This window comes from Dyella dinghuensis, from assembly GCF_003977615.1.
Lineage (GTDB): Bacteria > Pseudomonadota > Gammaproteobacteria > Xanthomonadales > Rhodanobacteraceae > Dyella_B > Dyella_B dinghuensis.
This window is the reverse complement of sequence record NZ_RYZR01000002.1, coordinates 41709-61814: the sequence shown is the minus strand read 5'-3', so window position 1 is coordinate 61814 and position 20106 is coordinate 41709. Positions and strand designations below refer to the sequence as shown.

Below are 20106 nucleotides of genomic sequence, written 5' to 3'. Positions count from 1 at the left end.
CGGTGGCGTGCTCGCCTATGAGGAAGCGCTGCGCATCGTGCTGGATGCAAGTGTTCGCATGCCGGCGCAGGAATGCGCTATCTCCACGTGCCTTGGCCGCGTGCTGGCGGAACCCGTCATCAGCGCTGTGGAACTGCCGCCTTTCGACAACTCTGCGATGGATGGTTTTGCGTTGAGCGGTGGGTCATCGGCAGTTCCCGCTGGAAGCGAATTGAATATCGAAGGTGAGCAGGCCGCGGGCGATGGGGTGTCGCATGCACGCGATGGCGCTTGGGAAATTATGACCGGCGCGCGCATGCCCGATGGTCTTGACCGTGTGATTCCCATCGAACAGACGGAACGCACGGACAACGCGCAACGTATCAAACTGCTGGCCGATGTCGAACCCGGGCAAAACGTGCGCACGGCAGGTTCGGATGTTGGCCGCGGTGAAACCGTCATCGCTGCAGGTACTGTTCTGGCATCGCAACATCTGATGCTGCTGGCAGCCCTAGGTGTCCCCAAGGTTTCCGTCGCAGCACGCCCGCGTGTCGCGGTGCTGTGCACCGGGCGCGAACTTGTCGATGACGCGGCAACGCCCCTCGCAGCGGGTCAGATACGCAATTCCAACGGACCTTTCCTGGCTGCACGTCTGCCGCTTTCAGGTGCCGACGTCGTTCATGTCGACACCGTTGGCGATGACGCGCCGGCCTTTGAATCGGCGTTGCGGCGTGCACTCGAAGCGGGTGCACAGATTGTCGTGACAACGGGCGCTGTTTCGATGGGCCGTTACGACTTCGTACCGCAGGCGCTGGAAAACATCGGTGCGAGCACGCTATTCCACAAAGTCGCCATACGCCCGGGAAAACCCCTGCTGTTCGCGCGACTTCCCAATAACGCACTTCTGTTCGGCTTACCAGGCAACCCGATCGCCGTCGCCGTCGGGCTTCGTTTCTTTATCGAGCCCGCTTTGCGCGTGATGCTGGGACTTCCGCCGGAAGCGCCGCGGCGCGTGCCGCTTGTCGCCGCTTACAACAAGAAGCCGCGCCTTCGTTTTCATCTCAAAACAAAACTGTATATCGATGCAGAGGGCCGTCTCGGCGCGGAAATACTTGGCGGTCAGGAGTCGTATCGCATCCGCCCGCTTGCGGATGCCAACGCCTGGGCCATCGTCCCCGCAGAGATCGAAGCCTTACCCAAAGGCGCGCTGGTCGATGTCTATGGCCCTAGTCATCTTGAATTCCCTTTGCCGTACGAGAGCGTGGCATGAAAGTTCGTGTAACACTGTTTGGCGCATTACGCGAAGCCGACCCGCACGGCTTCGTTGAGATGGATGTGCCGGACCACTGCACTGTCGCAACACTGCGCGAAGCGTTGCAAACGCACGTCCGCAACCACGCTCCATCGATCAGCGAAAACCTGATCAAGCGTTCCGCCTTCGCCAGCGAGGATGAGATCCTGCACAATCATCGCCACGTGCCCGAGCACGGCCAGATCGCTGTCTTGCCACCGGTAAGCGGAGGCTGAGCATGACGGACATCTACACCGCCGTTGTCGACATCGCGCATGCACCGCTGAATCCGGCGGCCGCGCTGGAGTTTGTCTCCGATCCGCGCTTTGGCGGGATCGCCACGTTTATCGGCCGCGTTCGCCAACATAACCACGGACGTGTGGTCACAGGAATCACTTACGATCTTTTCGACCCGTTGGCGCTGCGCATCTTTCAGGAGATTGGCGAGCGTGCCCGTGCCGAAGTGGGCGGCCCGCTCAAGCTGTATATCGCGCATGCCAAGGGCAGCCTGCGCATTGGCGATTTTGCGGTAGTCATTGCCGCGGCTACACCGCATCGCGATGAGGCTTTCCGCGCATGCCGCCTGGCGATCGAAGCCGTCAAGCACGAAGCGCCGATCTGGAAGCAGGAGCACTACGTGGATGGCGACAGCGCCTGGAGCGAAGGCTGCTCGCTTTGCGAGGAACATCGTGAGGCTGAGCTTGCAGCCGCACAACAATCCAAGCAGACGCATGGACACGGGCACTGACGCCACGCGTTACATCGGCGTAGTACTCGCCGGTGGCCTTTCCTCGCGCATGGGGCGCGATAAAGCAATGTTGCCGTGGCAGGGCCGGCCGTTGATCGAGCGGCAAATCGCGGTGTTGCGCGAAGCGGGGGTCGAAACGGTGCACGTCAGTGGCGAGCGTGCGGATTATCGGGGCGTTGCCGATCCGGTCGCTCACGCTGGGCCACTTGGAGGCATCGCCGGAATCGCCGCCATGTGCGATGACGGCGAACTGCTGGTCATACCCGTCGACATGCCGCGCCTTCATTCAACGCTGCTGCAGCGCCTGCTTGTTGCGCCAGCAGCGGGATGCGTGCATTTCGCAGGTCACATACTACCCATGCGCTTGCGCCTGGACGGCACCTGCCGTGCGGTGTTGGCCGAACTGATGAGTGCCGCCGACGATCGTTCGCGCTCCTTGCGTGCATTGCAAGAACGCGTCGGTGTTCTCGAGCTACCGCTTGGCGAGACCGATGCCGGCCAGCTTATCGACTGCAATACTGAAGAAACCTGGCGCGAGGTAACGGGATGAGAGTGCAGATGGAAGGCCAGACGCTGCGATTGCGCGTCGACGAAGCCGAGCTTGCCCGATTGCTTTCGGGCGGCTCTGCGGAAAATTGCACGCTGCTGCCGGACGGCCGGACGGAGATACAACGCATTCGCCTCGCCGATGCGCTGGCGTGGCGGCGCGAAGACGCCATCTGGAATATCGACATTCCGGAAGCCGACGTGCGCGCCTTGAGCGATCGGCTTCCATCGCGTGACGGCCTACATTTTAGTTTTAGCGGTTCAGCGGCACATCCACTGGAAGTACTGTTCGATGTCGACGTGCGCGACAGTGCACGCCGACGCTTTCATAAATCCTCCGAAGGAGATGCGTCATGAGTATCGTGCAACGCACCTGGGCTCTTGTCGCTTTCGTCGTCACCCTGCTCTGCGCTTCAACGGTTGCAGCGGACAACACGCCCGTCTTGCGCGTCGCCTACGCTGGCTCCATGGGCGTTGTGATGGATGGCGCTGTCGGCCCTACCTTCGCCAAGGCGCATAACGCGACTTATCAGGGCACTGGACAAGGTTCGTATGCATTGGCGCATTTGCTCGCTGCGCATCAGATACAAGCGGACGTCTTTGTCACGATTACCCCTGGTCCGATGCAAGTGCTGAAACAGGCCGGTTTAGTGACGGCCGCCGTTCCCGTTGCCAGTACGCAGATGGTGGTCAGCTACAGCCCGCAAAGCCGATTCGCGATGGATTTTGCCGCGGCATCACAAGGAAAAAAGACGTGGTATGACGTGTTGAGCGAACCGGGCCTGCGGCTGGGCCGCACGGATCCGTCCATCGATCCGCAAGGCGCGAATGTATTGCTGACCTTGCAGCTGGCCGAAGCGTATTACCACAAACCCGGCTTGATGCATGCCATTGCAGGCGACCCGCAGAACACCGCGCAAATTTTCACGGAACCATCCTTGATGTCGCGACTGGAAGCCGGGCAAATCGACGCCGCCATCAGCTATCTCAGTGCGGCGCAATCGCATCATCTGCCCACGATTGCACTTCCGGATCAAATCAACCTTGGCGACCCCGGCATGCAAACGCCGTGGTATGACCGCGCGTCGATCAAGCTCGACAACGGCAAGACCTTGCGCGTGCAGCCACTCGTGTTCTACGCCGCGGCGCTGGGCAATGCGCAACAGCCTGAACTGGCGCGCGACTTCGTGACGTTTCTTCAAAGTCCCGATGGACAGAAACTGTTTCAGGATCACGGCTACAGTCCACCGCGCGGAAACGCTTTGTGACGGATGACCGTCCGCACGCACGTCTGCCGGCTGTCATCAGTGCACTGACACTGATCCTGCTGGCTGCGCCGTTCATCGGCCTGGTGCTCGCGACGCACTGGCGCGCCTTCGGATTCGCCGAAGGCGATGGCGGTGCGATTGCGGTATCGCTCGTTTACAGCCTTCTGGCGCTTCTGCTGATCATCGCGTTGGGCACGCCATTAGCGTGGTGGCTCGCACGTTACCCCATCCACGGCAAATGGCTGATCGACGCGTTACTGCTGCTTGCATTACTCACACCGCCGCTGGCGCTGGGACTTTTGCTGGCATCGATGTACGGCCCCTACGGGCCAGCCGGGGGCTTGCTGGAACGCGCCGGTCTGGTGCTGACCAATTCCGCGCCCGCATTCGTCATGGCACAGTTCTACAGCGCACTGCCCTATTACGTGATCGCTGCGCGCGCCGCTTTCGAAAGCGTGCCGCGCGAACTGGAGCAGATTGCCTTGACCCTGGGCCATTCGCCGTGGCGAAGTTTCCTGCGCGTCAGCTTGCCACTGGCGCGTCTGGGACTTGCCGCGGCGGTCGCACTCGCCTGGGTACGTGCGCTGGGCGAATTTGGCGCGGTGTTGATCGTCGCGTATTACCCGCAAGGTATTCCGGTCAAACTCTGGGTGAATCTGCAGAATACCGGACTGAGCGCGGTCTATCCGTTGCTGTGGATTTTCTTTCTGGTGGCGATGCCGCTGCCGCTGATCCTTGGCCTCGCTGCACGCCGGCGGCGTTTGTTCTGATGCGCGTTGACTATACGATCGAACGGCCCATTGCTTTACAGGCTACCTTCGACGTCGAAGGTTTTACCGTGCTGCTCGGCGCAAGCGGCGAAGGCAAATCGCTGCTGTTGCGTGCGATTGCCGGTCTTGTACCTGCACATGGCGAACCGTTTGGCGGCATGGCCGCGCAGCATCGCGCGGTGGGTTATCTGCCGCAGGGCTATGCGCTGTTTCCGCATCTGAATGCATGGCAGAACGTCGCCTTTGCGCTTCGCGGCGCGCAGCGGCGCGAACAGGCGCTGCAACTGCTTGAGCGTGTGCACATGGCTGAGTTCGCGGAACACTATCCCGCCATGTTGTCGGGCGGTCAGCAGCAACGCGTTGCGCTGGCGCGCGCACTCGCGCGGCGGCCGCAACTTTTATTGCTGGATGAACCCACGTCTGCACTCGATCCCGTCACACGCGACGACGTCATCGCCGAACTGATCGCAGAGGTGCATGACTTCGGCATCCCAACGCTTGCTGTCAGCCACGATCCGCATCTGGCAGCGGTCGCGGATCGGCTGGTATTGATGCACGATCGAAAGATCATCCAGATGGGCACACCCGAAACGGTGTACGCGCATCCTGTAAGCGGGGCGGCCGCACGCTTGCTCGGCTACCGGAACGTGCATCGCGGACAGGTCATCGGCACGCTGGAAGCGCCGCGAGTGGTATGGCCGGACAGTGGGATGTCATTTCCGATTGGGCGTCAGGCCATACCCGGTTCCGATGTGGACTGGACCATCGCGCCCGAGGCAATCCGCGTGGTCGATGCTCAGGAAGCATCCGCCGATGACCTTCCGGCTTCAGTCGAAGTTCGTCACGTCAACGGGTGCCGCACGCTGCTTGGACTGCGCTGTGGTCAAGCCCGGCTTTGGATCGACGTGTCGGGACATGCGTCGGTTCCCGAATCACTGGCCGTGCATCTTCCGCCTGAAGCGATTCGCTGCTGGAAGCGCAACCCCTAAGATCAAGAGTGAGTCGCCTGAGCGCTCTTGCGGTCCAGCTCGGCAAGCCGCTCGACGCCCAACTTCGCCAACGGCTCAAGACCTTCGCCGCCTGCCGCCAGATGCGCCACGATCTGCTTGCGCATGCCGGGCTCCCAGAATCGCTTCAGATGATCGGCAATGCTGGCAGCGCCCGCTGCGTGGTCCGGGTCCGCGGCGAAGTAGTGGCTGATGTCGTTCGCCATGGTAACGAGACGTTCGATGTTCATGCATGCGCTCCGGCAGCGTGTCGCAATCGCTGCGGGTGAGTGTAGACAACGTAGCTGCCGGGGCGTGCGAAACCGACCAGCGTCAGACCGGTGCTCTCGGCCAGATGAATCGCCAATGCCGTCGGCGCCGAAATGGCTGCCATCAACGTGATACCAGCGCTGGCCGCCTTGGTCACCATCTCGTAACTCGCGCGGCTGGTGACGACCAGGAATCCAGCTTCGGTATCCAAGTTCGCTTTCACCATGGCGCCGATCAATTTATCGAGCGCGTTGTGCCGGCCGACATCTTCGCGAACCATCGCGATCTTGCCGTTCTCATCGACCCATGCGGCCGCGTGTACTGAGCCTGTTTCTGCGTTCACCGGTTGCGCATTGCGCAGCGAATCAAGCGCTCGCTCAAGCGCGACAGCGTCGATGGTCGGACCGCGGCCCACCGGTTTAGGGTGACGCACGGCATCTTCAAGCATGCGTGCACCGCACAGCCCACAGCCGCTGCGGCCCGGCAACAAACGTTCACCCTGCTGTCCCGCGCGATCTTCTACAGTCGTCGTCGACACGCGCATGATGATCTCGACACCTTCGAGCTGCGGGCGCACCTCGATGCTTTGCAACTCGTCCTGCCTTGCAATCAAACCTTCGCTCAGCGAGAAACCCAGCGCAAAATCTTCAAGATCGAGCGGCGTCACCATCATCACGGCGAACGGCACGTCGTTGTAGATCATCGCGACCGGCACTTCTTCGGTGATTGCATCGTTCGTGTGCTCATGTTCGCCGCGACGATAGCGATCAACGCGGCGCGTCACATAGCCCTTGCCGATCGGCGGCGTTTCAGGGTGTTTCGGCGGCATCCAGCGATTGCTCCAGCAACGATTGCTGTTCTTCGGAGAACGCCTGATAGCGCTTCTGCCATTCCGAAGGCTGGTTCACGCGCGTCACCTGCACGGCTGTGACCTTGTATTCCGGACAATTGGTCGCCCAGTCGGAATTTTCGGTGGTGATGACGTTGGCACCCGACCCGGGGAAGTGGAAGGTCGTGTACACCACGCCCGGCTGCATGCGTTCGGAGATGCGTGCGCGCAGCACGGTTTGACCTGCACGGCTTTCCACGCCGGCCCAGTCTTCATCCTTGATGCCACGCTCTTCTGCATCGTGCGGATGAATTTCCAGACGGTCTTCGTCGTGCCACATCACATTCGCCGTGCGGCGCGTCTGCGCGCCCACGTTGTACTGACTCAGGATGCGGCCGGTGGTGAGAATCAGCGGATGCACCGCGTTGACCTTTTCCGAGGTCGGTACGTACTCGGTCAACATGAAACGGCCCTTGCCACGCACAAACTCGTCCACATGCATGACCGGTGTGCCGTTGGGATGTTCTTCATTGCAGGGCCACTGGATGGAACCCAGCTGGTCGATTTTTTCGAAGCTCACGCCGTGGAACGTCGGTGTCAGCCGCGCAATTTCATCCATGATCTCCGACGGATGCTTGTACTGCATCGGGTAACCCATCGCATTCGCCAGCAGCTGGGTCACTTCCCAATCGGCATAGCCGGCCTTCGGTTCCATCACTTTGCGCACGCGCGAAATGCGGCGTTCGGCATTGGTGAAGGTGCCGTCCTTCTCCAGGAACGAACAGCCAGGCAGGAAGACATGCGCAAACTTCGCCGTTTCATTGAGGAACAAATCCTGCACGACCACGCATTCCATCGCCTGCAAGGCAGCGGTAACGTGCTGCGTGTTGGGATCGGATTGCGCGATGTCCTCGCCTTCGATGTAGAGCCCCCTGAAGCTTCCATCGATGGCTGCTTCAAACATGTTGGGAATGCGCAGGCCCGGCTCATCGTGCAGAGGCACACCCCACGCCGCTTCGAATGAACCCCGGACTGCAGCATCGCCAACGTGGCGATAACCTGGGAATTCATGCGGGAAAGACCCCATGTCGCACGAGCCCTGCACGTTGTTCTGTCCGCGCAACGGATTCACGCCCACGCCTTCGCGGCCGATGTTACCGGTGGCCATGGCCAGGTTGGCGATCCCCATCACCGCCGTCGAACCCTGCGAGTGCTCGGTGACACCAAGGCCGTAATAGATCGCTGCGTTGCCGCCCGTCGCATACAGACGCGCCGCTGCGCGCACACTGGCAGCTGGAACGCCGGTCTCGGCTTCCATGTTTTCCGGGCTGTATTTGTCCTGCGCAACGAACGTTCGCCATTTGTTGAAGGCTTCGGGCTCGCAACGCGCGGCGACGAACGCTTCGTCGACCAGACCTTCCGTGACAATCACATGCGCCAGTGTGTTGAGCAGCGCCACGTTGGTACCGGGCCTCAGTTTGAGATGGTAGTCGGCCATGATGTGAGGCGTGCGCACCAGATCGATGCGGCGCGGATCGACAACAATCAGCTTCGCGCCAGCACGCAGGCGCTGCTTCATCTGCGAGCCAAAGACCGGATGAGCATCGGTGGGATTGGCACCGATCACCAGCACGACATCGGTTTGCTCGATGGAATCGAAATCCTGCGTACCTGCCGATTCGCCCAGTGTCGCTTTCAAACCGTAGCCAGTGGGCGAATGACACACACGCGCACACGTATCCACGTTATTGTTGCCAAAACCGGCGCGCACCAGCTTCTGCACCAGATAGGTTTCTTCGTTCGTGCAACGCGACGAGGTAATACCGCCGACCGAGAATTTGCCGAACGCCGATTGCAGACGCTTGAACTCGCTGGCTACGTAAGCAATCGCCTCGTCCCAGCTGACAATCCGCCACGGATCGCTGATCTTCTTGCGGATCATCGGCGTGTTGATGCGATCCGGATGCGTCGCGTAGCCGATGGCAAAACGCCCTTTGACGCACGAATGACCATGATTCGCATGGCCATCCTTGTTCGGCACCATGCGCACAATTTCCTCACCCTTCATTTCGGCGCGGAAGCTACAACCCACACCGCAGTAGGCGCAGGTGGTGACGACACTATGTTCGGCTTGGCCGCGGTCGATCAACGATTTTTCCGACAGCGTGGCGGTAGGACAGGCCTGCACACACGCTCCACAGGAAACACACTCCGAATCGAGAAACCGATTGTCCTGGCTCGCCGAGACCTTCGACTCGAAACCGCGGCCCTGAATGGTCAGCGCGAAAGTACCTTGCACTTCATCGCAGGCGCGCACGCAGCGCGAGCAGACAATGCACTTGGATGGATCGAAGGTGAAGTACGGATTGGATTCGTCTTTGGCAACGAAGTGGGGATTGGTTTCGCCCTGCTTCGTTTTGGCGAAGACATGATTCTCGCCGTCGTAGCCGTAGCGCACTTCGCGCAGGCCCACTACGCCAGCCATATCCTGCAATTCGCAATGCCCGTTCGCCGGACACGTCAGGCAATCCAGCGGATGATCGGATATATACAACTCCATTACGCCTCGGCGGATCTCTGCCAGCTTCGGCGTCTGCGTGCTGACTTTCATGCCTTCGGTAACGGGCGTCGTGCACGAGGCAGGATAGCCTTTGCGACCGTCGATCTCGACCAGGCAAAGGCGACATGAACCGAATGCTTCCAGCATGTCTGTCGCACAAAGTTTAGGAATGCTGATGCCCGCCTGCGATGCAGCACGCATCACAGAAGTCCCTTCCGGCACGCTGATGTTGCGGCCGTCGATCTCCAGCACCACCATCTTGTCGGATTTGACTAGCGGTGTGCCGCGATCGATTTCGACGATGGACAGCATAGGGTCTTACCTCCTCAGGACGCCGCGCGCTGCGGCGTTCCCGCGAAATCTTCGGAAAAGTGATCGAGCGCGCTCAGTACCGGATACGGCGCCATGCCACCCAATGCGCAAAGCGAACCGGCAAGCATGGTCTGGCAGAGATCGCGCAGCAGCACTTCGTTACGCTCGCGCTCGGCGATACTGCCCGCGACCATGCGATCGATCACTTCGACACCGCGCGTGGAGCCGACGCGGCACGGCGTACACTTGCCGCACGATTCGATCGCGCAGAACTCCATCGCGAAGCGCGCCTGCGCCGCCATATCGACGGTGTCGTCGAATACCACCACGCCGCCGTGGCCTACCATGCCACTGATCGCGGCAAACGCTTCATAGTCGATGGGTGTATCGAGACGTGATACCGGAATATAAGCACCCAACGGGCCACCCACCTGCACAGCGCGCACAGGACGACCGCTTGCCGTGCCGCCGCCATAACCTTCAATCAGTTCGCGCAGCGTGACGCCGAAAGCGCGCTCGACCAGGCCTGGACGTTTGATATTGCCCGCCAGCTGTATCGGCAACGTACCGCGCGAACGGCCCGTACCGAAGTCGCGATAGAACGCGGCGCCGCGATCCAGAATGATCGGCACTGTGGCCAGCGTGATCACGTTATTGATGACGGTAGGCTTGCCGAACAAGCCTTGGATGGCCGGCAACGGCGGCTTGAATCGGACTTGGCCGCGCTTGCCTTCCAGGCTTTCCAGCAGCGAGGTCTCCTCGCCGCAAATGTACGCGCCGGCCGCCATGCGCACTTCGAGATGGAAGGTTTTGCCGCTGCCACCGAGGTTGTCGCCGAGATAACCGGCTGCTTGCGCTGCGCCGATCGCGGCTTCGAGCGCACGTTGGGCGTGCGGATATTCGACGCGCAGGTAGATATAACCGTGTGTGGCACCGACAGCGAGTCCAGCGATCGTCATGCCTTCAATCAGCACGAACGGATCGCCTTCCATGATCATGCGATCGGCGAACGTTCCCGAATCGCCTTCGTCAGCGTTGCAGACAATGTACTTTTGATCGGCGGACGCATCGAGACACGTCTTCCATTTGATGCCCGCGGGAAATGCAGCGCCACCGCGGCCACGCAAACCGGAATCGGCGACCGCCTGTACGATGGCGGCGGGCTCCATCTTCAAGGCCGCATCCAGTCCGCGATAGCCGCCATGCGCACGGTAATCATCGAGACTGCGGGGATCGACAATACCAACACGCACAAACGTCAGGCGCTGCTGGCTCTTCAGCCACGGAATGTCTTCGGTAGGACCTAGGGACAGCTTGTGTTTTCCCGCATGCAGTAAGTCGGCATCGAACAGACCTGCCACATCGTTTGCCTGCACCGGACCATAAGCGACCCGACCGTCGGGCGTTTCCACTTCGACCATCGGTTCAAGCCAGTACAACCCACGCGAGCCGTTGCGCACAACGCGCACATCGGCGTTGCGTTTTGCCGCCTCGGAAGCGATAGCCTTCGCCACGCCTTCCGCACCCAGCGAGAGCGCACTGGCATCACGCGGTACGTAGACCGTGATGCTCATGGCGCCTCCGACTGCAGCCATGCGTCGAAGCTTTCGGGTGTGACGCGGCCTTTCAATTCGTCATCGACCATGATTGCGGGTGAGCACGCGCAATTGCCCAGGCAGTACACCGGCTCAAGCGTCCAAGCGCCATCGTGAGTTGTTTCGTGAAAATCCACACCAAGACGCTGTTTGACATGCTGCTCGAGTTTCACCGCGCCCATCGACTGGCACGATTCCGCACGGCACAGATAAATCACGCGTTTGCCTGCGGGGCGTGTGCGGAAAAAATGATAGAACGAGACCACGCCATGCACGTCCGCACGCGAAAGATTCATTTCGCGGGCAATAAGCGGAATTGCATCGTCCGGCACATAACCGAGTTCGGATTGAATGCCATGCAGCACGGGCAGCAGCGCACCCGGCTGATCCTTCAGCCGGGTCGTTACGCCGAGTACCGCGTCGCGAACTTTCTCGTCGATCGGCGGCAACGACGACACGTTCTTGACGGATTTCATTCACTCAACCTCAGACACTCAGCTTCAGAACAAGGCGGCGGCTTTGCTGAGAGCAATCCAAACGCCAATCAGGAAGGGAATTCCGACCAGCGCCCACGCGATAACGCCAACCACGCCGAAGCTGCCACGTGCGGCATCTGCTGCGCTTGCCGTCACTTGAGGCGCTTCATGCTGCAGCGCGCGTTCGCGTGCAAGCTCCTCAGGTGTCATATGGTGCGCTTCCTTCACAGGCTTGACCAGCAAGTTGGCGATCAGCCCGATAAACAACAGACCCGCCAGGATGTACAAGGTTCGGTCGTAAACCAGGCTTTTCGCGACACCCGCATCAAGCTGCGCCTGACGCACGGCAGCGATCAGGAACGGTCCGGCAACGCCCGCCACCGACCACGCGGTGAGCAGGCGCCCATGAATGGCGCCGACCATTTGTGTACCGAAAATGTCCGCCAGGTAAGCGGGCACCGTGGCGAATCCGCCGCCGTACATCGACAGAATCACACACACCGCGATAACAAACATCGCAGCAAGCCCGAGGTGTCCCAGCGTTGGCAACGAGCAGTACAACGCGATGCCGAGCACGAAGAACACAAAGTACGTAACTTTGCGGCCGAGGTAGTCGGAACTGGACGCCCAGAAGATGCGCCCAAGGCTGTTGAACAGGCTGATCAAACCGACCAATCCGGCTGCCGATGCAGCAATCGCGGCTTTCTGCGCGACCGTTAGCGTGACGTCGGAAGAAAGGCCAAGCAGGCGGCCGCCAAATACATCCTGGAACATCGGGCTTGCCATCGAGATCACGCCAATGCCGGCGGTCACGTTCATGCACAGCACGATCCAGATCAACCAGAACTGCGGCGTTTTCCATGCCTCATTCACATGCACGTGATGCTGCGTAATCAGCTTGGACGATGCCGTCGGCGCATTCCAGCCAAGGGGTTTCCAGCCGTTGGGCGGCACGCGGAATCCGAACGCACCCAGCGACATCACGATGAAATACAGAACGCCCATGGCAATGAGCGTATGGGACACGCCAGGAACGTCGCCGCTGGCGAAATGGGACATCAAGGCGACCGCTATCGGTGCCCCGATCATCGCGCCGCCGCCGTAACCCATGATCGCGAAACCGGTCGCCAGACCGCGGCGATCGGGGAACCATTTGATCAGCGTCGAGACGGGCGTGATGTAACCCAAACCCTGCCCCACGCCGCCAAGAACACCGCAACCCAGGAAGGTAAGCCACAGCTGATGCATCGACACGCCGATGCCGCCGATCACCAGCCCACCGCCCCAACACAACGCCGCTATAAAGCCCGCTTTACGAGGCCCGGCGCGCTCCAGCCAACCGCCCCAGATCGCGGCTGAAATGCCGAGCATGGCGATAAAGGTTTCGAAAATATGAGTAACGGCGGGAACCGTCCAGTTGCACGACGTCGCGAACAACTGTCCGAAGAAACCGAGTGCTTCACAGCTTGGCGCACCCGGCACGAGCTTGCTCATCGGCAGCCAGAACACCGAAAAACCGTACGCCATGCCGATGCACAAATGGATGGCCAAAGCAGCAGGTGGCACAAGCCAACGATTGAAGCGCGGTCCTGCAATGGTGCGTTCCCTCGCCAACAATCCTGGCATCGATCCTCCGGACGCCGGTACAGCTTCAGGCACAACAGTCATGGACCTCTCCCCTTGAATGAGCACGGTACAACTGCAGCATCGCTACGGTGACGCGTATGACTGTAGCCTAAGCGCAGGGCAACCGCTTATGCGCAGGCAGGCAAGGTGTAGTGCTGCGCAACATGCTTTGCACATGCTGCGAATTGTCACAATTTCAGGGGGCGCCTACTCAGGGCGTGTTTCGAGCGGCAGGCGCAAAAAATCGCCGCAAATCGATTCGTGCAGCGCAATATGACAATGCTGAACTCCTCTCCCCGCAGGGAGAGGATGACGGCTTAACGCGAGGCGAGACGCGCCTGCACTTCGGCGTAAATACGCGCGCGCTTGGCGGTGAACCAACCAAGCATGCCATTGATCGGCAACGGCAAAAGACTGGCGATGCGCGATGCATCCGCCACGCGCTGAAGATGCGCCCGATGAAACTCGGCAAACGCTTCCGTGAGTGCCGGTGTGTGGAAAGGCACTTCCACGTATTCGTCCATCACCGCACCAAGCGTAGCGGCTGCACGACGCGCGATTTCGATGTTCGCCTGCACCACCGTGGAATCGCCGTAGGGCACCTTATGCGCCGCTTCGATCGCCTTGATCAGCTGACGAAATTCCGTGGCATGCAATGGACGGCACGAAATCGGCGCACGCGATCGCGCAATCAACCACGCCTGATCGTTACGCGACAAAGCGCCGGAATTGTTCGTGGCGATATCCATGGCATGGCTATACGTATACGCGTATTCGCCCATCAGTTCGATCGCGAGATCTTCGCGCACCATCGGCAACTCGCGGCGGATGCCGTCGCGGCCGTACCAACGAATGTATTCAGGCGTCACCTGCGTAAAGCTGCCACGCAAAGGACGCACGAACAGCTGTTCTTCGGCGTCGTTGGTCAAGGTCGGATGCACCGCCTTCATGCCTGCCGCACGCGCCGCGAGCACGCGATCCATCAATACTTCGGCCGTGACCAGCTCGTGGTGATAATCGGCAAACAGACTGTCGTCATCGACATTCGCGAAATACACGAAGCGAATATGCCGAATCACGCGCGCAGCGCGGCGCGCCCGCTTTGCTGGGTCACTCATACGATGTCTCCATGCACGTACACGATTGCTCGAGCTGACAGCGCCCGCCGCCGGGTGCACGATGCAGACATCGTGTGCTGACGGCAGATTCGTGAGTAAAGCATCTACTTCGCGGTCGGAGACCGTCGTTGGGTCGATAACGTTTTCATCATCGGTCGACCGCTTTGAACATTCTGGTTCACACACACCGACACCCTCAAAACTGCAAGCGTGCGCAGCGATATCCATCGCCGTTGGCAACGCATGAAGAACGCCTATCAATTCCGTGGCGAGAGCCAGTCCCACGCATTGAAGTGGTCCGCGTTGAGGCGGTGTGGCCGTCAGGTGGTAGCGCGTGGCGCAGCGCCTGACTGGCTGTCAGGTCAAGCCGCGCGCTGCCGCATGGCGGCCACACCGTCTCAACCCTACGGGCCGGAACTGTTTGCTCGCAGTGCTGCGTCATCACTCGGTTGTGTATCGACATACACGCCCTCGTTCTTCCTTGCCCTGCGAGCAAACAGTTCCGGCGCGGACTACTTCAATGCGTGGGACTGGCTCTTAAGAGCGCCTCGGCAGCGCGATGCAACTAAAGATTCGGCCACCCATGGCCACACGTGCCCTGGCGGCAGCGCAGAAAAACGCCACCGCGTTGCAGGCAACGCCGCGAATACATTCACTGTGATCGGACTACTGATGTTGCCGCAGTCCACAAGCTCCATGTCCGCACTCGGGACAGCCCGGATCAGTGCAACGTGCGCATGAACGCGCACACGAGATCCGCGAAAGACATCTGCTAGCTGTAGCTCAGTCCGGCGCGAATGCCGAGGGGGACATCATTCGCGGGACTGCTCCGCTTGATTCGGCGCGTTGCCAATTCGGCCAACGGGGGATCAAGCGCCTTGGGGAACGCGCATTATATCGATTAAATCTTCACAAACGTTAAATTCCTTACTTCCGACACATGTTTTTTAGAACAGAGTGTCGCAGCAACGCCTACGCAGGGCTGGCCTGGCGGTTCGGCGGTCCTTTTAGTTCCACCATGTTGCCTTGTGGATCAAACAGATAGATCGAGGGGCCCTCGCCTTTGGCACCGTAGCGACTGCCGACGTCGCCGACGTGGACGCCTTGCGCCTTGAGATACGCAAGGATGGTTTGCTCGTCGTAGTCATCCACGCTCAGACACAGGTGATCCATGTTGTGCCCGCTTGTACCCGGGCCTGCGCCGCCGTGACGGCCGAGTTTTCCGTCGATGCTCACCAGGTCGATCAGCGAATGGCCGGCGCGCAATTGCACGAGGCCAATTTCGTCTTGTCTGCGTTCGAGACTGCAACCTAAAACATCGCAGTAAAACGCGAGCATGATGGGCACGTTGTACACGCGCAGTACGACGTGATCGAGTTGTTCGATGCGAAAGGGTGGCTTGTTCATAACATTTCGCTTACGTCATTCCAGCTTTTTCTGGAAGGCGGAAACAGGCGGATTTTGGGGAAGCCCGAGGCTACTCCTCCCAGTCAGGAAACGGCAGTGCGCTGGGCTCCATACGAGGTATAATTAACCCCTTGATGTTCATGGTGGGAGAAGCGGGTAAACCCCGCTGCCGAAGGCGCAACGCCCGTAATCGCTCAGGCCCCATACCGCCGTGGACCAAGACTCTGGAGAGACCGGTTGAATCCGGCGCCGAAGGGGCACGAAGCAGCAACAACGCTTCCAAACTCTCAGGCAAAAGGACAGAGGGGCGCCTAGCGTGCGGCATGCACGCGTTTTCGGACGCCCCTTGCCATGAGCCAGAACAACTCCCCTTCGCTACGCGAACTCGAGCACCATCACGCCTTCATCGAGCGCCACATCGGCCCGAACGATGCCGAGATCGCGCAGATGCTGCACGTGATCGGCCACGATTCGCTCGAAGCGATGACCGACGCCATCGTGCCGGGTCAGATCAAATCCAAGCAGCCGCTCGCGCTGCCGGAAAGCATCACGGAAGAAGAAGCGCTGGCGAAAATTCGCACCATCGCGCGCAAGAACAAGGTGTTCAAGAACTACATCGGCCAGGGTTACTACGGTACGCTCACGCCGAACGTCATCCTGCGCAATATCCTGGAGAATCCCGCGTGGTACACGGCATACACGCCGTATCAGGCGGAGATCTCGCAAGGCCGCATGGAAGCGCTGATCAACTTCCAGACCATGGTCGCCGACCTTACCGGCATGGATATCTCCAACGCCTCGCTGCTGGATGAGGCCACCGCCGCAGGCGAAGCGATGACGCTGGCCAAGCGTTCGGCCAAATCCAAGTCCAACGTGTTCTTCGTCGCCAACGACGTGCATCCGCAGACGCTGGAAGTGCTGCATACGCGCGCTGACGGTATCGGCATCGAGCTGCATGTCGGTGATGCGGCGGACGCCATCAAGGTCGATAGCTTCGGTGTGCTGCTGCAATATCCGAACACCTTCGGCCAGATCCATGACTACAAGGCGGTAGCCGATGCAGTGCATGCGCGCGGCGGCATCGTCGCGGTCGCTACCGATCTGCTTGCGCTGACGCTGATTGCGTCGCCGGGTTCATGGGGTGCGGATATCGTCATCGGCAACAGCCAGCGTTTCGGCGTGCCGTTCGGCTTCGGCGGCCCGCACGCCGCTTATCTCGCTTGCCGCGACGCGTACAAGCGTTCGATGCCGGGTCGCCTGATCGGTGTATCGGTGGATGCGGAAGGCAAGCCTGCCTATCGCCTGACCCTGCAGACGCGCGAACAGCACATCCGTCGCGAGAAGGCCACGTCCAACATCTGCACGGCGCAGGTACTGCTCGCGGTGATGGCCAGCATGTACGCCGTCTACCACGGTCCGGAAGGACTGACGCGCATCGCGCGCCGCACGCATCGCCTCGCCGCCATTCTCGCCGCTGCATTGCGTAGCGCAGGCATGGAAGTGGGTCATGATTTCTTCGACACCTTGCATGTCACCAACGTCGACGCCGATGCGATTCACGCCAAGGCGGAGGGCCTCGGCATCAACCTGCGCCAGATCCATGGCCAGAGCGTGGGTATCAGCCTCGACGAAACCACCACACGCGCCGACGTGCTTGCACTCGCCAACCTGTTCAGCGCCGACATCGGCGATATCGACGAACTGGATGCAGCCACGCCCGATGCGTTGCCGACAGCTTTGCTGCGCAAGAGCACGTTCCTGCAGCACCCGGTATTCAACACGCATCACAGCGAACACGAACTGCTGCGCTACATGCGCTCGCTCGCCGACAAGGATCTGGCGATGGATCGCACCATGATTCCGCTCGGCAGCTGCACCATGAAGCTCAACGCCACCGCGGAAATGATTCCGGTGACATGGCCTGAATTCGGCGCCATCCATCCGCTGGCGCCGGTCGATCAGACGCAGGGTTACAAGCAGCTGATCGATGAACTGGAAGCCATGCTAGTGGAATGCACCGGCTACGACGCGGTGAGCCTGCAGCCGAACTCGGGCGCACAGGGCGAATACGCCGGCCTGCTCGCCATTCGCGAATATCACCGTTCGCGCGGCCAGGATCAGCGCGATATCTGCCTGATCCCCGAATCCGCCCATGGCACCAACCCCGCTTCCGCGCAGATGTGCGGCATGACGGTGGTGGTGACCAAGTGCGACAGCAACGGCAACGTCGATATCGACGACATCCGCGCCAAGGCTGAGAAGTACGCTGATCGCCTCGCTGCGTTGATGATCACCTACCCGTCTACGCACGGCGTATTCGAGGAAGACGTGGTGCGCATCTGCGAGATCGTGCATGAACACGGCGGCCAGGTTTACACCGATGGCGCCAACATGAATGCGCTCGTCGGCGTAGCCAAACCGGGCAAGTGGGGTTCGGACGTTTCGCATCTGAACCTGCACAAGACGTTCTGCATTCCGCACGGCGGCGGCGGCCCGGGCGTGGGTCCGTGTGCGGTGAAGTCGCATCTTGCACCGTTCCTTCCGCGCACGCTCGGCGGCGAAGGCAAGGTCGGCATGGTGAGCGCTGCGAGCTTCGGCAGCGCCAGCATCCTGCCAATTTCGTGGATGTACATCACGATGATGGGTCAGCAGGGTCTGCGCAAAGCGACACAGGTGGCGCTGCTCAATGCCAACTACATCGCCAAGCGCCTGGCACCGCATTACGAAACGCTTTACACCGGTCGTAACGGTTTGGTCGCGCACGAATGCATTCTCGATCTGCGCCCGATCAAGGACAGCACCGGTATCAGTGCCGAAGACGTGGCAAAGCGCCTGATCGACTTCGGCTTCCACGCACCGACGCTGAGCTTCCCGGTGGCGGGCACGCTGATGGTCGAGCCGACCGAAAGCGAATCGCAGCACGAACTGGATCGCTTCATCGACGCGATGATCCAGATTCGCGACGAAATCCGCGCCATCGAAGACGGCCGTCTGGATCGCGAAGACAACCCGCTCAAGAACGCACCGCACACTGCCACCATGGTCACCGGCACGGAGTGGACGCACGCCTACCCGCGCGAACTGGCCGCCTTCCCGCTGGCAAGCCTGCGCTTGCAGAAATACTGGTCGCCCGTCGCACGCGTGGACAATGTCTACGGCGACAAGAATGTCATGTGCGCCTGCATTCCGATTGACGCGTACAAGGAAGAAGCCGAGGTATAAGCCCTCTTCTTCAACCCGTAACCAGAAAGACCCCGCTTTGGCGGGGTCTTTTTTTGAACGCTCCTCGCCGATCCGCTATAGAAATCCGTGGAGCGGCGACTAAACTGCAGCAGACAACCCAGTGAGGAACCCATCGTGACCACCACGATTCAGCAGCCGGTTGTTGCAAAGCTCACGCATGCGGCAATTTTTCTCGTCGTAACGCTTAAGCCCGAACCCGAGCACCGCGCGACCGTGCGTAAGCTGTGCGGCGATCTTTCCGGGCTACTGCGCGCCGTTGGATTCCGCGATCTCGAAAGCCGTCTGTCGTGCATCATGGCCTTCGGTTCCTATGCATGGGATCGCTTGTTCGGGCAACCACGCCCTAAAGACCTACACCCGTTTCGCGAAATCAAAGGCGTGCACCATGCCGTCGCCACGCCGGGCGACATCCTGTTCCACATTCGCTCCACGCGCATGGACATGTGCTTCGAAATGGCGAGATACATCGTCTCCCGCCTCGGCGACGCCGTCGCCGAATCCGATGAAGTGCACGGCTTCAATTATTTCGACGACCGCGATTTGATCGGCTTTGTCGACGGCACCGAGAATCCGACGGATCAGGCCGCCGTCGAGGCCGCCATTATCGGCAGTGAAGATCCAGCCTTTACCGGCGGCAGCTACGTGATCGTGCAGAAGTACCTGCACAATTTGCCCGCGTGGAATGCCGTACCTGTCGAGCAGCAGGAAAAGATCATCGGCCGAACCAAACTCGAGGATATCGAGCTGGACGATGACGTGAAACCAAGTTACGCGCACAACGCGTTGACGACCATCGTGGAAAACGGCGAAGAGCTGGACATCGTGCGTGACAACATGCCGTTCGGCGATGCAAGCAAAGGCGAATTCGGCACCTACTTCATCGGCTATGCGCGATCCCCGCATCGCATCGAGCAAATGCTCAACAACATGTTCGTCGGCCGTCCGCCTGGCAACTACGACCGATTGCTGGATTTCAGCAAAGCCGTCACCGGCTCGCTGTATTTCGTGCCGACGGCATCCTTCCTGGACGATGTCGCGGCCGACGGCTGATAAGTCATGCAGCCTCTCCCGTTACGAGAGAG

Annotated in this window: 18 protein-coding genes and 2 riboswitches; of the genes, 10 read left to right on the top strand and 8 right to left on the bottom strand. The window is 60.4% G+C overall.

The features are described from left to right. The first annotated feature begins 7 nt into the window (after positions 1-7). The 8 genes from EKH79_RS01385 to EKH79_RS01350 are packed head-to-tail and all read left to right on the top strand — an operon-like array spanning position 8 to position 5591. Positions 8-1249 (top strand): molybdopterin molybdotransferase MoeA, encoded by a 1242-nt coding sequence (locus EKH79_RS01385; protein ID WP_126672333.1) that lies wholly within the window; start codon positions 8-10, stop codon positions 1247-1249. Beyond that, on the top strand, positions 1246-1506 hold the full coding sequence (locus EKH79_RS01380; protein WP_126672007.1) for a MoaD/ThiS family protein: 261 nt from the start codon (positions 1246-1248) through the stop codon (positions 1504-1506). The genes EKH79_RS01385 and EKH79_RS01380 overlap by 4 nt, the downstream gene beginning before the upstream one ends. 2 nt (positions 1507-1508) lie before the next feature. Next, a complete protein-coding gene (locus tag EKH79_RS01375) occupies positions 1509-2018 on the top strand; it encodes a molybdenum cofactor biosynthesis protein MoaE (RefSeq protein ID WP_126672006.1) in 510 nt (169 codons plus the stop codon). Beyond that, positions 2002-2568 carry a molybdenum cofactor guanylyltransferase gene (gene mobA / locus EKH79_RS01370; RefSeq protein WP_126672005.1) on the top strand — a complete coding sequence of 189 codons (567 nt, stop codon included), beginning with the start codon at positions 2002-2004 and terminating at the stop codon, positions 2566-2568. Before EKH79_RS01375 ends, mobA begins: the two co-directional genes overlap by 17 nt. Further along, positions 2565-2921, top strand: a complete 357-nt coding sequence (locus EKH79_RS01365; RefSeq protein ID WP_126672004.1) for a hypothetical protein — start codon at positions 2565-2567, stop codon at positions 2919-2921. Before mobA ends, EKH79_RS01365 begins: the two co-directional genes overlap by 4 nt. Continuing rightward, complete coding sequence (locus tag EKH79_RS01360) at positions 2918-3832, top strand: extracellular solute-binding protein (protein WP_126672003.1); 915 nt, start codon at positions 2918-2920, stop codon at positions 3830-3832. The genes EKH79_RS01365 and EKH79_RS01360 overlap by 4 nt, the downstream gene beginning before the upstream one ends. Continuing rightward, a complete protein-coding gene (locus EKH79_RS01355) occupies positions 3829-4602 on the top strand; it encodes an ABC transporter permease subunit (RefSeq protein ID WP_126672002.1) in 774 nt (257 codons plus the stop codon). The genes EKH79_RS01360 and EKH79_RS01355 overlap by 4 nt, the downstream gene beginning before the upstream one ends. Continuing rightward, positions 4602-5591 (top strand): ABC transporter ATP-binding protein, encoded by a 990-nt coding sequence (locus EKH79_RS01350; protein WP_126672001.1) that lies wholly within the window; start codon positions 4602-4604, stop codon positions 5589-5591. The genes EKH79_RS01355 and EKH79_RS01350 overlap by 1 nt, the downstream gene beginning before the upstream one ends. Before the next feature lie 2 nt (positions 5592-5593). Here EKH79_RS01350 and EKH79_RS01345 read toward each other — a convergent pair whose 3' ends face one another. The 8 genes from EKH79_RS01345 to EKH79_RS01310 form a co-directional block, all read right to left on the bottom strand. Beyond that, on the bottom strand, positions 5594-5839 hold the full coding sequence (locus tag EKH79_RS01345) for a formate dehydrogenase subunit delta (RefSeq protein WP_126672000.1): 246 nt from the start codon (positions 5837-5839) through the stop codon (positions 5594-5596). Beyond that, on the bottom strand, positions 5836-6687 hold the full coding sequence (fdhD, locus tag EKH79_RS01340; RefSeq protein ID WP_126671999.1) for a formate dehydrogenase accessory sulfurtransferase FdhD: 852 nt from the start codon (positions 6685-6687) through the stop codon (positions 5836-5838). Before fdhD ends, EKH79_RS01345 begins: the two co-directional genes overlap by 4 nt. Beyond that, positions 6668-9559, bottom strand: a complete 2892-nt coding sequence (fdhF, locus tag EKH79_RS01335) for a formate dehydrogenase subunit alpha (RefSeq protein ID WP_126671998.1) — start codon at positions 9557-9559, stop codon at positions 6668-6670. The genes fdhD and fdhF overlap by 20 nt, the downstream gene beginning before the upstream one ends. Before the next feature lie 14 nt (positions 9560-9573). Continuing rightward, positions 9574-11133, bottom strand: coding sequence for a formate dehydrogenase beta subunit (locus tag EKH79_RS01330; RefSeq protein ID WP_126671997.1), 1560 nt, complete (start codon positions 11131-11133; stop codon positions 9574-9576). Further along, positions 11130-11630, bottom strand: a complete 501-nt coding sequence (locus tag EKH79_RS01325) for a formate dehydrogenase subunit gamma (protein WP_126671996.1) — start codon at positions 11628-11630, stop codon at positions 11130-11132. Before EKH79_RS01325 ends, EKH79_RS01330 begins: the two co-directional genes overlap by 4 nt. 24 nt (positions 11631-11654) lie before the next feature. Further along, on the bottom strand, positions 11655-13298 hold the full coding sequence (locus tag EKH79_RS01320) for an L-lactate MFS transporter (protein WP_233590127.1): 1644 nt from the start codon (positions 13296-13298) through the stop codon (positions 11655-11657). 275 nt (positions 13299-13573) lie between these two features. Continuing rightward, positions 13574-14374 carry a hypothetical protein gene (locus tag EKH79_RS01315; RefSeq protein WP_126671995.1) on the bottom strand — a complete coding sequence of 267 codons (801 nt, stop codon included), beginning with the start codon at positions 14372-14374 and terminating at the stop codon, positions 13574-13576. Between the two features lie 972 nt (positions 14375-15346). Further along, entirely contained in the window at positions 15347-15781 is a 435-nt protein-coding gene (locus tag EKH79_RS01310) for a VOC family protein (protein WP_126671994.1), read from the bottom strand. Between the two features lie 134 nt (positions 15782-15915). Then, a riboswitch (glycine riboswitch) is annotated at positions 15916-16000 on the top strand. A 3-nt stretch (positions 16001-16003) separates the two neighbouring features. Beyond that, positions 16004-16086: riboswitch (glycine riboswitch) on the top strand. Positions 16087-16132: 46 nt separating this feature from the next. Here EKH79_RS01310 and gcvP point away from each other — a divergent pair. Both gcvP and EKH79_RS01300 read left to right on the top strand, forming a co-directional pair. Beyond that, entirely contained in the window at positions 16133-19003 is a 2871-nt protein-coding gene (gcvP, locus tag EKH79_RS01305) for an aminomethyl-transferring glycine dehydrogenase (RefSeq protein ID WP_126671993.1), read from the top strand. 135 nt (positions 19004-19138) lie between these two features. Next, positions 19139-20074 carry a Dyp-type peroxidase gene (locus EKH79_RS01300; RefSeq protein ID WP_126671992.1) on the top strand — a complete coding sequence of 312 codons (936 nt, stop codon included), beginning with the start codon at positions 19139-19141 and terminating at the stop codon, positions 20072-20074. Positions 20075-20106: the final 32 nt, after the last annotated feature.